This window comes from Syntrophobacterales bacterium (assembly GCA_019429105.1).
Classification (GTDB): Bacteria; Desulfobacterota; Syntrophia; order Syntrophales; family UBA5619; genus DYTH01.
Genome location: JAHYJE010000009.1, coordinates 69464 through 84108, shown reverse-complemented (window position 1 = coordinate 84108; position 14645 = coordinate 69464). Strand labels below are relative to the sequence as shown.

Here is a 14645-nt window from a genome sequence, read left to right as displayed (position 1 = left end):
AGCCTGCGCCCCTCGCTGTCGAGCTTGATAATTTTGTTATCCTGTCCCCCGATATCGATAATGTCGATGGCCAGGGGAAAATAGTGGAAGCATCCTTTCCCATGACAACTTATTTCTGTCTTGGCAGAATTGGAGAAAGACACGTTGTTCCTGCCGTACCCGGTGGAAATGGCATGGGCGATATCTTTTCTTGAAGATTTTGCCATGGCCAGGGAAAAATCGAGGCATTTTTCCGCCGCTGCCGAAAAATCGGTTCCTGATTTCTCCACGGCATACCCGATAAGACTGCCGGCAGCATCGACCACGGCGACTTTTGTCCGGGAAGCCCCTATATCAATGCCGACAAAAACTTTTTGAGCATTCATGGCGACGAAACCAACTGAATTCTGCGGAAGCAAAGCCGAGGTCGAATGCCCCAATATTCGCTGCGGAAAATTTACCCGTTCTGGCAATAATTGCCTCTTTCACGTCCTCAGTCTTGAGGGGGAGTTTGTTTTTTTGTTTGATATGGCATTGCTTTTAATGGGCGGGAGTATAGGGGGGCTGTTTTTGCTTGTCAAGGAATATTTTGACAGGAATATTTTGCATTATGCTTACAGCACGGAAAGGACTTACATAGACTGATTTCGGCGCTTTCATGCCTACCTGACCAGTGTAAAAAATAGGGATTGGGAAATTCTGGGCGCCGATGAAACGGATGTCAGGGATTATCTCAGCCACCTGGCGATCAAGCAGCGGGTGTCGTCTTCCACTCAGAATCAGGCCTTTAACGCGCTGTTGTTTTTGTTTCGAGAGGTGCTCAAGATCGATCTGCATGATCTCAATAAAACCGTTCGGGCAAAAAGGGGGCCCAAACTGCCTGCCGTACTGACAGAAAACGAAGTGCGGGGTCTGCTTGAGCATTTAACCGGCAAGGAACTTCTTTTGGCTCATATCCTCATGACCGGAAAATATTTCCTGCATCGCAGACTTTGACTTCAAAATACTTCCTGTTATGCAATTTGCTGCCGGGGTGGAACAATCATCCTTGTTTGATTTACCGGCGCGGCGGGTGTATAAGTACCTGCCATGGATGTGGATGACATAATAATCAAGGCTGGTTTTATCTGCTCTGTTGCCGTATAATCTTTTCCGATTTCCGGCAAAGGCGCGAAGTGCAAGGGGTAAAGTCTATCAACAATTATTTTTACTTGCCAGGGTCTTATGCCCAATACGGAGGAAAAAGTGAGCGTTCATGAACTTGCCGGCAAAATTGCGCCGAGAGCGATTCTTGCCAATATCCCGCGCCTTGTCGCGTCTTACTACACCGGTGAGCCGGATGTTTCCAATCCCGCCGAGCAGGTGGTCTTCGGCACCTCCGGCCATCGGGGTTCATCTTTAAAAAACAGTTTCAATGAGGGACACGTAGCTGCGATCTGTAAATCTATTTGCGAATACCGGAAGGGAAAAGGGATAAAAGGGCCGCTTTTCATCGGCATGGATACCCATGCCCTTTCCGAACCGGCGCTGATGACCGCGCTCGAGGTTTTCGCGGCGGGCAGGGTGACCGTCATGGTGCAGCGCAATTTCCGCTACACGCCGACCCCTGTCATCTCGCACGCCATTCTTACGTACAACCGCGGCAGGAAAAACGGGTTTGCCGACGGGGTGATCATTTCCCCCTCCCATAACCCCCCGGAAGACGGCGGAATAAAATATAACCCTCCGGATGGTGGACCTGCCGATACCGGGACGACCGCGATTATTGAAAAGATGGCTAATGACCTGCTGGCCGCGGGCGTCCACAAAATCCGCAGGATGCCGCTGGCAAGGGCGTTGAAGTCCGGCTATGTCCGGGAATATGACTACGTGCAGCCATACATCAGCGATCTCGTTGATGTTGTTGATATGGACGCAATCAGAAATTCCGGCATCCGGATCGGGGTGGATCCGCTTGGCGGCGCGGGGGTTGATTTTTGGGCGCCGCTTGCCGAACTCTATGGGCTTTCGCTGCAGGTGGTAAACACGCTTGTCGATCCGACCTTTTCGTTCATGACGGTGGATAAGGACGGCAAGATCAGGATGGATTGTTCGTCGCCCTACGCGATGGAGGGTCTGGTCGGTCTGAAGGAGCGTTTTGATATCGCCTTCGGCAACGACACCGACGCCGACCGGCACGGGATCGTAACCAAAAGCGAGGGGTTGATGAATCCCAATCACTTTCTGGCCGCCGCCGTCTGGTTTCTCTGCGGAAACCGTCCCCACTGGAAAAAGGATGCGGCAATCGGGAAAACGATCGTTACGACCGCGATGATCGACCGTCTGGCCGCGGTTCTCGGAAGGGGGGTTTGCGAGGTTCCCGTCGGTTTCAAATGGTTTGTGGAGGGGCTCCTGAGCGGCGACTATGGCTTTGGCGGCGAGGAAAGCGCGGGGGCCTCGTTTCTCAGAAAAGACGGCGCCGTCTGGACGACCGACAAGGACGGGATCATCATGGGTCTTTTGGCCGCGGAAATGACGGCCAAAACCGGCAAGGACCCGGCAGAGCTCTACCGTGATCTGGAAAATCGGTTTGGCGCCGCTTTTTCAACGAGGATTGACGCCCCGGCAACGGCGGCGCAGAAAAAGGCGCTGAAAAATCTTTCCCCGGAGGCAGTATCGGCAAAGGAGCTTGCCGGCGAGCCGATTCTGGCCCGTTTGACCCAGGCGCCGGGAAACGGGGCCGAGATCGGGGGACTGAAGGTTGTTGCCGCCAACGGCTGGTTCGCCGCCAGGCCTTCGGGGACGGAGGATATCTACAAGATCTACGCGGAGAGTTTTGTCAGCAATAAGCATCTCGACAGGCTCGTGAAAGAGGCTGCGGCTATCGTGGATGGCGCCTTTAAACAGGCATAGTATCGGTGTGTTTATTAATTGTAGCGATTGTTCCGGACGCGGCAGAGCGCATCCCTCGAATTTATTTTCGTTAACATTCAAGACGGAATGCCGCCACGAATGTTTTATTGTTTTTTACGCCCGTTGCGGGCAGGGTGGTTAATGGCAAAATACCGGTCTTTCCACACTCTAATCTTGGTCATGGTTCTGCTCCTGTTTGCTGCGCCTCTTTTTGCCGGCGAACCCCTGACGGTTGCCATCGAGGGAATCGAGGGGGATGTTCTCGAAAACGTGAAAGCCGCCCTTGCCCTTCCGGAAGGCTTTGTCGAAGAGGGGGCGGTTGAGCCACTTTTGCTCAAACGTTTTGGAGAGCAGGCGGAGCGCAAGGTTCAAACGGCACTGGAACCCTTCGGATATTACCATGCCGCGATAACTGTCCGGCGTGAAGAGAAGGCCCCCGGGGAGTTTTTACTCCAGGTAGGTGTGACTCCGGGAGAACCGGTGCGTCTGACGGATGTGTCGGTCGTCCTGCATGGCCCGGGGGCGACCGAAGTTTCGCTGCAGGAGCTGGCCGCCTTGTTCCCTCTGGTGAAAGGGGATGTGCTGCTTCAGCATTACTACGAAGACGCCAAAGAGAGGTTGTTTGCGAAAGCTCAGGAGCTGGGATATCTGGATGCGGCCTTTTTCGTTCATGAGATTCTTGTTGATCGGGATGCCTTGAGCGCACAGATAAAGTTGGAACTGGAAACGGGGAGCCTGTATTATTTCGGCAGTGCAAGAATAGAAGGCGCCCCGGATTATCCGGAGGCGTTTTTGCGTCGTTATCTGGCGTTCAGGCCGGGCGATCTGTTTTCCTACGAACGGATAGGCGACACGCAGCTCAATTTCATCAACTCTGAGCGTTTCCAGGAGGTAAATATCCTGCCGCAGAAAGGGGAGGCAGCGGGGTCAAGGATTCCGGTGCTGGTTTCGCTGAAGCCGGGGGCAAGCCGGACTCTTCGCCAAGGCATAGGTTACGGCACGGACACGGGGGGGAGATTCAGTTTGCGTTACCGTGATCTGAACATCCTCAATCTCGGTCATGAATTGCAGTCAAATTTGTATGTTTCCGAGTTTTTGCAGGGCCTGTCAACGTGGTACATCATTCCGGACAAGGTTGATATTAATAGTTACAGCGCAGTGCAGTTGAACCTGCAGCGGGAAGACATCTCCACGTACAGGAGCGAATTTGCCGCCGTTGAGTTTGATAAGACCCGCAGTCTGACAAAAAAAATGCTCGCGACCGGGTATCTTAAATTTCAGCAGGAGAACTATAAAATAGGGCTTCAGGATTCGAATGCCCGACTCGTTATGCCCGGAGTGCGTTTTTCGGGGAATTTTTACGACAGCTTCGCGCATCCGGAGAAGGGTTTTCATTATGCACTGGAGGTGCGCGGCACGGAACAATGGCTGGGCTCAAGCATGGGCTTGCTGCAGATCATCTCCGAAGCGGGTTTTATTTTACCCTTGCCGTGGCGGTTGTTTTTCCATACGCGGGGGAAGGCGGGGATTTCGCTTTTGCGCGATCCTTTGAGCGATTTGCCCCCGTCGCTGCGTTTTTTTGCCGGCGGGGATCAGAGCGTGCGCGGTTACGCCTACCAGTCGCTTGGCCCCACGGATGCAAGCGGCCAGGTTGTCGGCGGCAAAAATCTGCTATACGGCAGCCTGGAGGCTGAAAGGCGGATAGGGGACAACTGGGGCGCTTCCGTTTTTTACGATACAGGGAACGCCTTTGATTCATTCAGCAATTCACAAATGGCCCAGGGCGCCGGGGTCGGCGTGCACTACTACACGCTGGTCGGGGCGCTGAATTTTTTTGTTGCCCGTCAGCTTAACGTGGATGATCCCGGGATGCGCATCCATTTCACCGTTGGTATCGGATTTTGAAGCGATTAGCCATTTATGGAGCGATAATTCTTGTCTTCGCGGCGCTGATAACCGCCGGATGGCGGGGTGCGTCCTGGCTTCTTTACACGGAGGAGGGCGCCCGCTGGGCGCTGGCTTCCATTTCCCGCCATACATCGGTGCAAATAACGGCGGGGAAAATAGAGGGGAGGCTCATTGATCATCTGCGTCTCGAAGATCTGCATCTGACCATCGAGCCCTATGCAGTCACTCTCCGGAGCCTGGAGTACCATCTTCAGCCCCGGAGGCTTTTGTCGGGGGGGGTGGCGCTGGAAACCCTGATATTGACCGGGGTGCGGGTGCAGGATAGCAGTGTCGAAAAGCAGGCGCCGGATCTTTCATGGCCGAAGGTTTCCGGGATTATCTCGGTATTGGATGTTTCCGTGAAGAAGCTGCAAATTGACGATATTTCATATTCTGCTCCCTCCCGAGGTCTGCTGCTGAAAGACATGTCGGTCGAGAGTTCGGTGTTGTGGCGCCACAGCAACCTGACAATCAGCGATCTCATCCTTAAAACCCCGTACGGGAGCGGCAGGGGAGGGGCAACAGCGGGATTTTACCAGCCATCCCTGCGTTTTGACCTCGATTTTCAGGTGCGGCGGCAACTCGCCGGGATGAATGCCTTTTCCGCTCACGGCCTTTTTAAGCCGGGGAGCCGTCCGGAGCAGCTTGCGGGGAATATTTCCCTTTCGGGTTCTTCCGGGGGTGTCAGGCGCCTGGAACTGGCTGGCGATGTCGGGATGACCTTGAAATCGTTTAATTTAAGGAATTTTCGGCTCAGCCGGTTTGCCGGTAAAGGCGCGCTCACCGGTGGGGGAAGCGTTCTGTTGACTGCCGATAAACCCGTATTTTCGCTCAAATTGTTACTGGCCGATGTTGATCTGGCCACTGCGCTGAAAATTCCCACGAACATTAACGGGTCGATTACGCTGGACGGAGCCCCGGCGCGTTACCACGGCGCTTTTACCCTTGAAAACAATAAACAGGGATGGCAAAAAGCTGTGGCAACAGGGGAGTACCGGGGAAGTGAGCGGGCGCTTGAGGTAAATACAGTATCCGCCGCCCTTTTGGCCGGCAATGTTCAGGGAAAGGCGGCAATGGACTGGCAGCAGGGGTTTCACCTGAAAGGGTCCCTGCGCGGCAAAGACCTCGATCCTGCTGGTTTCAAGGCGGACTGGGCAGGATTGATAAACTTTGATCTTGCCGGCGATGTAGCGTGGGAAAATGACGGCAAGCCAAGGGGCTCGCTGAAGGGCAGACTTCGGGAAAGCCGCTTGCACAACCATCTTTTGCAGGGAGAGGTCAAGGCGAATTTCGGGGATGGGGATATCAATTTTGAAAAACTGACTCTGAAGGGAAGCGGTTTTGCCCTCAGGGGGTCGGGGTCATTTGTGGAAAAACTGTCTTTTGCTGCCAGGATAGACGATTTAGGCCAGTTTGTTTTCGGGGCGGCGGGAAAGCTTAACCTCAATGGCCACATTCGTTACGACAGCCAATTGTCCGGCGCGGCAACGGGCAGAGGCCGGAAGCTCAGCTTTGGTGAAGTCAAAATCGAAAAAGTGGAGCTGGATGGCTATCTGGGGAGTAAAAAGGAAGCCCCGCTTTTTCTGAACGCCGGTATGAAAAATATTGTCTATAAAGATTTGCATATTGATTCCGGCGCTTTGAAGGTGGATGGCGCCGTCTCTCGTCATGAAATAGCCGCGTCGCTCAAAATGAAAAAAACAGCGCTGCTGGCTTCTTTAACGGGGGGGCTGCACAACCGGCTGTGGCAGGGAAGATTTGAGAGCATTACCGGCCGGGATGAGGTCGGAGCGTGGAAACTCATCCAGCCTGCTTCCGTGACCGTAAGCTCTCGAAAAATCACAATTTCCCCGGTAATTTTAGCGGGTGATGAACAAGAACGGATTGAAATTAAAGGCGAATTAACCAAAGAGCCGAGTGGAGGCTTTTTCGGCGCCGTTTGGACAGGGTTGAACGTTAAACATTTTGGTTTTCTGCTGTCCAAGGAGCTTAAAAAGGAACTTAGGTATGGCGGATTAATCACCGGAAAAATGAATGGAAAAATCCTTGCCGACGGGCAGCTCGAGACAGTCGGTCAGGCAGCCGTTGCCGCAGGAATGGTAAAGTGGCAGCAAAAAGCGGAGGGCCTCGACCTTCATTTTCCGCTGGCGGAGTTTGCGTGGAGCAGCCAGGGGATCCAGGGACGACCGACTGCGGTTCATCTGACCGGCCTTGCTGAAGCAACCGGAAGCGTCACCATAGAGGGAACACGATTCAGCGTGCCAAAGGGTTCTGCCCGCTTCAATGGAAGCGAGCAGGGGATAAGCGCATCAGTGGAAATTTCTCCGGAAGGCGGGGGACTTTTAAGCGCCGATTTTTCAACGCCGGCGCCGTTTAATTTTTCATTGCCGGAGACAGGCAAATTCAAGGCCCAAGGGACTGATATAAATTCGGAATTTTTTCGTTTTTTACTGCCAAAAAACGTGACCCTGGCGGGAGTCCTGACGGGGACTGCGAACGGCAACCTTCTTTCGGGGAGACGCTTCTCTTTAAGAGGCGCCGCCTCTCTGTCTTCGCCCGTCGGCGCAAGTGAGGGAAAAATCAGTTATCGGAAGAAGGATGGGGAGATAAACGCGAATTTTCGCACGGCCTCCTTATCATGGGATTGGCGGGAAAAGACGCTGAACGGCAATCTCTCCGCGCGGCTTGTTGATTATGGGAATCTGCAGGGGAGCTTCAGCCTGCCGGTTGAGGCCGCGCTGCCGACAGCTTTCGATAAAAAGGGACCGCTTTTTGTTTCTCTGAACGGCAGATTCAGGGAAGAGGGATTGTTGTCATTCCAGTTTCCGGGATTGATAAAAGAAAGCCATGGCGAGATAGACGCAAACGTGGTTGTCGAGGGTAGCTGGGAAAATCCGCTTGGCCGCGGGCGGGTGACCGTGGCCAAGGCCGGGGCTTACATTCCCTCGGCGGGTATTGACGTCAAAGATGTCAATCTTTCTCTGGGTCTGGAAAATAATCTTGTCCGGGTAGAGTCATTTTACGCCAAGTCAGGACCCGGCATGATAAAAGGGAAAGGCCTCATCAGAATTGCCGGGCGGCGTGTGATCGGCTATGAGGGATCACTCGAGGGAAACGATTTTCAGGTTGTCCATACCCCGGAACTGCAGGTGCGGGCAGCGCCGAGCCTGACTTTCAGCGGCACTCCGGAAAAGCTGACCGTCAGGGGCGAAGTGAAACTTCCGGAATTGCTAATTTTCGGCCCGCCGGCGGGAAATTTCATCCTGCCGAGTTCCGATGTTGTCTTTGCCGGAAAGCAACAAAGCGAGGGGAAAGCCTTCATGCCGGTTTTTTATGCAAAGGTGCGTCTGACGCTGGGCGACCGTGCGCTGGTCAGGATGGAGGGAATAGATGCCAAGATGGCCGGCAGCATCGATCTGGAATTTCAGAGACTTGAAGCAATCACCAGCAGAGGCGAGATCCGAGTGGTTGAGGGGAGTTATGAGACCTATGGCGTGTCTTTGCAGATCGTGCGAGGGCGTCTTTTCTATGACGGGGGACCGATAAATCAACCGGCGCTCGATATTCTTGCTCTTCGTTCGTTAGTGGATGTAAAGGCGGGCGTTACAATCGGGGGGCTCTTGAGGACGCCGGTGATTAAGCTATATTCGGAACCGGCCATGTCCGACGTCGATATCCTCTCCTATGTAGTTTTCGGCCATTCGCTTTCCAGCCGAAGCAATGCCGAGCAGATCGGCTTGTTGGCGCAGGCTGCCGGTTTGCTTCTTTCCCAGGGGAAGGCCTCGGGCATCCAGGATAAACTGAAAAAACAATTCGGGTTGAGCACCCTTGATATACAGTCTAAAAACAGTGGACTGGCGGGGAGCATCGGTTATAAAAAAATAAACGGGAGTATTCTGCCTGCCGGGGATGGGTCAGGCAAGGTCAACGATGCCGCCGACACCATTGTTGCCGTAGGGAAGTATCTTACTCCCCAACTGTATTTAAGCTATGGCCGATCGCTTTTCACCGGTAAAAATATTTTCAGCCTCCGTTACAGCATCAGCGAAAGATGGCAGATCGAGACGGTAACGGGAACCGAAAGCGGCGCTGATCTCTATTACAAGATAGATTTCAAATGATAAATCATCGACCGCCACCGAAAAACATCAGGTCGTCGTTTTTCCTGCCTTTTTCAATTTTTTGGCGTCTTTTTTCTCTTTCGGGGATTTACTGGGTTTTTTCTTTGTATCTTTTTTGACATCCTTATCCTTACCCATGACTCTTCCTCCTTTTTATGTTTTTTAAAATCGCGGCTGGCGGTTTTAATAACCTAAATGCGCATGGATATGCAATAAAAATATTTTCCGGTGTAAAGTTACAAATTGCAATATTTTTTGTCTTGAAGTAGTCTCGAAACATGAAAACCAACGAAGGAAAAGCGGAGCTCAATGTTGATAAACGGGTCTTGACTGCCCTTGAGATCAATCTGGAAAGGACCAGGGCGACTGTCGCAATACCGGACCGTTATGGCGAACTGCTGGCCGTTGCCAAGAGTCACACCGTGGTGGGCAAGCGCACGGAGGAGATGCTTCAGGAGCTTCATCACCCGTTCGTGAACCGGGGATATCTGCTGGAACAGTTGAGGGTGTTGTCCACAAGCGATTTCAAATATTTCAATAATCACGAGAAGGGTTTGCAGGCGCTTCAGGCCTTTGCCGATATTTATCTTGACGTAATCGCCTCGGCAGCGGGGGGAGAAGCAATAAAGGTCTGCGCCGTCCGCTACTGTCTTGAATATCTCAATACCATTCTCGAAAAGAGCGGGAAACTCATAGAAAGGAACATCCCTTTGCTGGCGCGGCTGCTTGGCCGCCTTGCCGATCTGTCGCCAACGCATGGCAGTTTTTTCAAAAAGTCATCCGGATACGCCAAAGCCCTGGTCCAATCGATTCTTGAGAAGCAGACTACAGCGAGCTTAAAAGATGATGCAGCTAAAATCCTTTTTTTTTCTTTAAAGGCCGCCTATTCGTATTGGCTGGAGCAGCCGGATCCGGTATACTGGTTTACGACGGCGGGGGAAAGCGCTGAAACAATCGCCTCCTATCGCGAACTCCTTGAGCCGCTTTCGCACAAAAAGCTGGCGATAATCAGTGCTCGTCTTGAAAAGCTGCAACAGTCAGGAGTGAGTGCCGGTGAGAAAATCGAGGGATTTCTTGATTTTCCCGACTACGCACAGATTACCAATGTATATCTGACTATTGCCGATGCACTTGAAAAGTCCGAAGCATTTGCGGGACGCCGCTATCTGGTAAAGCTGGATTTTCTTTTCAAGATGATGGGCGGGGAGGGGCTTGAGGACCAGCGCAACGTGATTTTTACCGAGATAAACCGGTGTCTGGTCAGGGCGCTAAAAGAAGAAAATAACGATGATATTGATGATTTTGTTCATAAGATATTCATCCTTCTTAAAAAAACAGTAGCCAATGATCAATACAAGAGTTCAACCCTTGACGGAATCTCCACTCTATCAAAAGAAATATTCCTTCTGAACAACCATGCCCTTGTCGATTATTTGATCGAAGAGCTTGTGAATTTTGGTTTTCAGTATCCGGCGGTAAAGGGAGCAACCGCCGATTGGCAGATACAGGTAAACCCGGCCCATATCAAAAACATCCGTTCCTGGCTGGAGATTATTGCCCTGAAGCCAAGATGGACCAAGAAGCTGCTTTCCGCCCTGATAATAAATCTGAAATTGGGGGGTGTTTTTGTCAGCGATACCGATCTTCTGCAAAAGGATATTTCCAGCCTTCTTAATTCGGATATCCTGCCGGCTTATAACAAGATAAAGCAGCTTCTTCGCATATTTCCCATTTATTTTAGAGAAATCGGCGCCGAAGGGGAACTCCGGACAATTTCTACGGAGGTGGATGAGCTTTCTGCAAGAAACGACCGGCTTATCTATTTTCTCAGGAAGCAGTCGCATGTCGAAAGCAACAGCCTGCTGGTTCCCTTTATCGAGGATATTTTCCGTTACTGGCAATCCGGGGACAAAAAAATCCTGAAAGGCCATCTTCCGGAGGAGGTTTACCAGGGAATTACACCCGCTGGCGAGTATTTTGTCGAACTGAACATAATCTTCAATAAATTGTTTGAGGAAATACATGGTGCAACGAAGACGCTTTTGGAATGGGACATTCCGCAGATAGAAAGAGAAATAAATTCAATCGCAGGCGTGAGCGCCAGGGAGAAGAAGCGCGCCGAACTGATGATCCGCTTGTATCAGCTTTTCAGCCGGAAGTATTTTCATCAGCATGCCGATATCCTGCGGGAGCTGGCAAATCATCCCTTTATCAATCCTGAAAAAATAATCCTCCTGAAACGCGCCCAGGAAAGGGGAGATTGCTACCGCTGCCTCAGCCTTGTGCTGGAGATGCTCGCCGTTTTAAAAGGCAGAATCCTTTCCCCGCAAAAAACCGAATATTTTGAAAACATATATTATAAAAGGCATGTTGCCGCCGGAATTCCTTCGATGTACGGAACCTACCGCGAAGAGAAATTCGAGGCTATGGGTCTGACTTTCCGGCTGGAGAGTTTTTCAGTTCTTCTTTTTGAAAGGCTGCTGGAATCTCTCAATCTGAAATTCATAACCAAAAGCACCCTGATCAAAATCCATAAATACCTGTGGCTGTATATGAAGGCCCTTGATTTGGATGGTGTGGCTACGGAGGGGCTGGTCGGGAAACTTAAGCTGCTTACCAGCGCCTTGCAGATAAGGCAATTTACCATTGAACAATATTTTGATATTTTTCAGTTTATTGCCAGAGGCATTCAGGATATCGCCCGTGATTACTATATCGACGTTCACCAGGCGAGCCTTGGCGTGATTGTCAGTCAACTTGCCAGGGCAGGCCGGGACAGCGAAGATGATGTTCAGAAGCTCAATGAGGAGGAAAGGTTTTATCAATCTTCGGAGACTTTTACCCGCTCGATCATTTCTTCCGCTTTCGGGATGCAGTCCCTGGACGGTTTTGTCAATAAAATAATTGGCGCGTTAAGCGGAGAGCTGGAAAAATTCAAGGATAACACGAACGTTCTTAATCAGGCCATGGCCTATACGCCGGAGCTGGCGATATCCTCTTTGTATCTGAAAAACAAGCGGGTGGACAACCAGATCATGATCGGAAACAAGGCCTATCTGCTAAAAGAGCTGATTGCGCTTAATCTCCCTGTTCCTCCCGGATTTGTCATTACTACCGAGGTGTTCCGCGGCTACGAAGGCGTCATGGGACATAAAAGTATCTATAAAGACCTTGAATTGAGAGTTTACCAGGAAATCAAGGAGATCGAGAGGGTGACCGGCAAGATATTCGGCAATCCGGCCAATCCGCTCCTCTTTTCGGTACGCAGCGGGGCGACCATCTCGCTGCCGGGGATGATGAGGTCTTTTCTCAATGTCGGCATCAATGAAAAGATTGCCGAGGGGCTGGCGCAAAAAAATCAGCACCAGTGGGCGGCCTGGGATTCTTACCGGCGTTTTTTGCAGACATGGGGCATGTTCCGGGGATTGGAAAGAAACATCTTCGATGAAATCATCAACAGTTACAAGGCAAGCCACAAGGTGGCGAAGAAGTTTCAATTCGAGCCGGCGCAGATGAAGCAGCTTGCCCTGTCATACAAAGACGCCATTCTGAAGCGGGGTATAAAAATTCCGGAGAATCCCTATGAGCAGCTACATCACGCGGTAATTGAGGTCTTCGCTTCTTGGAATTCCGAACAGGCGCGGATTTACCGCCATCAGGCGCGCCTTTCCGATGCATGGGGAACCGCTGTGCTGGTTCAGGCTATGGTATTCGGCAATCTGCATGAAAATTCCGGATCCGGCGTCATTTTTACGCGTGACCCGAAGGGCGCATCGCAGGATGTTTCCATTAGCGGAGATTTTATCTTCTGCGTTCAGGGAGACGATATCGTTTCCGGCCTTGTGGAAACTTTTCCTGTCTCCGAAAAACAGCGCATCGCCGAAAAAAGGGAGGCCGCGATATCGTTGCAGACCAAATTCCCGGAAATATACAGGGAACTGGTGCGGATTGCGGAATTATTGGTCTATGAAAAGGGTTACAACCATCAGGAGATCGAATTTACCTTTGAAGATTCGCCTAAGGAATGCCTCTATATACTCCAGACGCGCGATATGGTGCAGCGGGAAAACGGACATACCCGGATCTTTTTAAGCGACAGCGCCCTCGACCAGTCCTGTCTGGGCGCCGGCATCGGGGTAAGCGGAGGTGCCCTGACCGGCAGGGCGGTATATACCGAAGAAGAGATACGGCATTTCCGCGCCAGCGATCCGGGCACAGCCCTCATTTTGATCCGCCCCGATACGGTTCCCGACGATGTCGGCATTATTTTGAAGGCCGACGGCATTCTCACGGCGCGCGGCGGCGGCACTTCCCATGCGGCCGTTACGATCCCCCAGCTCAAAAAGGTTGGCGTAGTCGGTTTCAGCAAACTGCGCGTCTATGAGGCGGAGGGTTACAGCAAGGTGGACGGAAAGACAATCCACAGCGGGGATTTCATCAGCATCGACGGCTGGACCGGGGCCGTTTATATGGGAAGGCACGCCATCAAAACAGAGTGATGCCTCAGTGAAACGTAACCTTCCGGTAAGTCTGCGTGAAAAATTTTGATTTGGCGGTTCGTCGGATGGTTACCTTATCATCATAGCCATGCGGTTTCCGGAACCGGCAAGTTGGAGCTGGGCTGAACGTTCAGCCACTTAAGCATGGCTAAATTTCTGATCGTATGGGCAATGTCGCTGGCATCAAGGGCGGGGCGACGTTTTTGCTTCCATTGCAGGACATAAGACAGGACATCGGTTTCGGCGGGCTTGTCATTACCATTTTTGGCAAGTTCTTTTCCGGCGAAAAGAACTGTTGAGACAATCTCTGCCTGTGTCGTGTTCATGCGAACAAATAAATCTACGTTTTTTTCGATAATCGGCTCCCACTTTGCGATATCGTCCGCATAGGCCTTACGGGCATCGGCAAATGTCTGTCCCGTCCTGACCATAAACATCCGGCCCAACTGCTCCTCCTTTATTAGTCCATGATTTACCAACCGGGTAATCAATTCCTTCAGCTTTGGAGAAAATGGGCCATAACTGCTTTTCATGAAGGCTAAACCTGTCGGCAACCCCTCCATGGTTGCCACAAAGGCAATCTTTTGAAATGTAGTTCTTCCCACCGGCCAATGATAGGGTTGCTGTTCAATCCGGCTAAGAATTTCGACCAGGGCTATCCAGGCAGGTTTTATCCATTGTGCGGTTGGCATCTCGGCAGTCCGTTTTTCCGCATAACCATCACGGTTCAAGAAATCCGGTTTCAGCTCTTCATGGGGCGTGCCATAGGGGGCGTACAATTCAACGGGAATATCCATTGCTTTTATGTATCTATACAGCGTAGGTCCTACAATGCGCCACTCCAGTTGGCCCTGCCCACATCCCAGAGGCGGCACGGCAAGAGAAGTAACGCCCCATTCCCGGTAATGTTTCAACAAATAATCCAGGCCCTTTATGATATCTTTCAGATTGGAAACGGAACGCCAGTGATCCTTCGTCGGAAAGTTAATTATCCATGGCGTCAGCAGGGATGTGTAGATGTACGGCTCACCCAGCTTAACCTCGCCCCGCTTGCATCGCTCCACGTAATCCTTAAACATATCAGGGTATCGGTTCTTGAATTCCAGGGCAAGCCCCTTGCCCATAATACCGACGCAATTAACCGTATTAATTAAGGTCTGGGCCTTTGACTCGAACATATCAGCGATTAAGACATCTATCATAAGCC

Annotated in this window: 7 protein-coding genes; 5 read left to right on the top strand and 2 right to left on the bottom strand. The window is 51.6% G+C overall.

Annotated features, from left to right (window positions below; all coding sequences use genetic code 11):
* Window positions 1-365, bottom strand: a 365-nt coding sequence (locus K0B01_04810; GenBank protein MBW6485456.1) for an ATPase, incomplete at its 3' end; no start/stop codon positions are given.
* 280 nt (window positions 366-645) lie between these two features.
* On the opposite strand from K0B01_04810, the gene K0B01_04805 reads away from it, so the two are divergent.
* The 5 genes from K0B01_04805 to K0B01_04785 all read left to right on the top strand — a co-directional run bounded on the left by K0B01_04805 (window position 646) and on the right by K0B01_04785 (window position 13438).
* Entirely contained in the window at window positions 646-975 is a 330-nt protein-coding gene (locus tag K0B01_04805; protein ID MBW6485455.1) for a phage integrase N-terminal SAM-like domain-containing protein, read from the top strand.
* A gap of 228 nt (window positions 976-1203) precedes the next feature.
* The gene (gene pgm, locus K0B01_04800; GenBank protein ID MBW6485454.1) at window positions 1204-2871 is read left to right on the top strand and encodes a phosphoglucomutase (alpha-D-glucose-1,6-bisphosphate-dependent); all 1668 of its coding nucleotides are present in this window, start codon (window positions 1204-1206) and stop codon (window positions 2869-2871) included.
* A gap of 141 nt (window positions 2872-3012) precedes the next feature.
* The gene (locus tag K0B01_04795) at window positions 3013-4776 is read left to right on the top strand and encodes a BamA/TamA family outer membrane protein (protein MBW6485453.1); all 1764 of its coding nucleotides are present in this window, start codon (window positions 3013-3015) and stop codon (window positions 4774-4776) included.
* Entirely contained in the window at window positions 4773-8939 is a 4167-nt protein-coding gene (locus tag K0B01_04790) for a translocation/assembly module TamB domain-containing protein (protein ID MBW6485452.1), read from the top strand. Before K0B01_04795 ends, K0B01_04790 begins: the two co-directional genes overlap by 4 nt.
* A 278-nt stretch (window positions 8940-9217) precedes the next feature.
* Window positions 9218-13438, top strand: a complete 4221-nt coding sequence (locus tag K0B01_04785; GenBank protein MBW6485451.1) for a hypothetical protein — start codon at window positions 9218-9220, stop codon at window positions 13436-13438.
* Between the two features lie 80 nt (window positions 13439-13518).
* Here K0B01_04785 and K0B01_04780 read toward each other — a convergent pair whose 3' ends face one another.
* Complete coding sequence (locus K0B01_04780) at window positions 13519-14640, bottom strand: macro domain-containing protein (GenBank protein ID MBW6485450.1); 1122 nt, start codon at window positions 14638-14640, stop codon at window positions 13519-13521.
* Between the last annotated feature and the right edge of the window lie 5 nt (window positions 14641-14645).

Bases quoted from the DNA above. Each gene is read 5' to 3' on its own strand.
- pgm (MBW6485454.1), top strand. From the start codon at position 1,204: ATGCCCAATACGGAGGAAAAAGTGAGCGTTCATGAACTTGCCGGCAAA.
- K0B01_04795 (MBW6485453.1), top strand. From the start codon at position 3,013: ATGGCAAAATACCGGTCTTTCCACACTCTAATCTTGGTCATGGTTCTG.
- K0B01_04785 (MBW6485451.1), top strand. From the start codon at position 9,218: ATGAAAACCAACGAAGGAAAAGCGGAGCTCAATGTTGATAAACGGGTC.
- K0B01_04780 (MBW6485450.1), bottom strand. From the start codon at position 14,640: ATGATAGATGTCTTAATCGCTGATATGTTCGAGTCAAAGGCCCAGACC.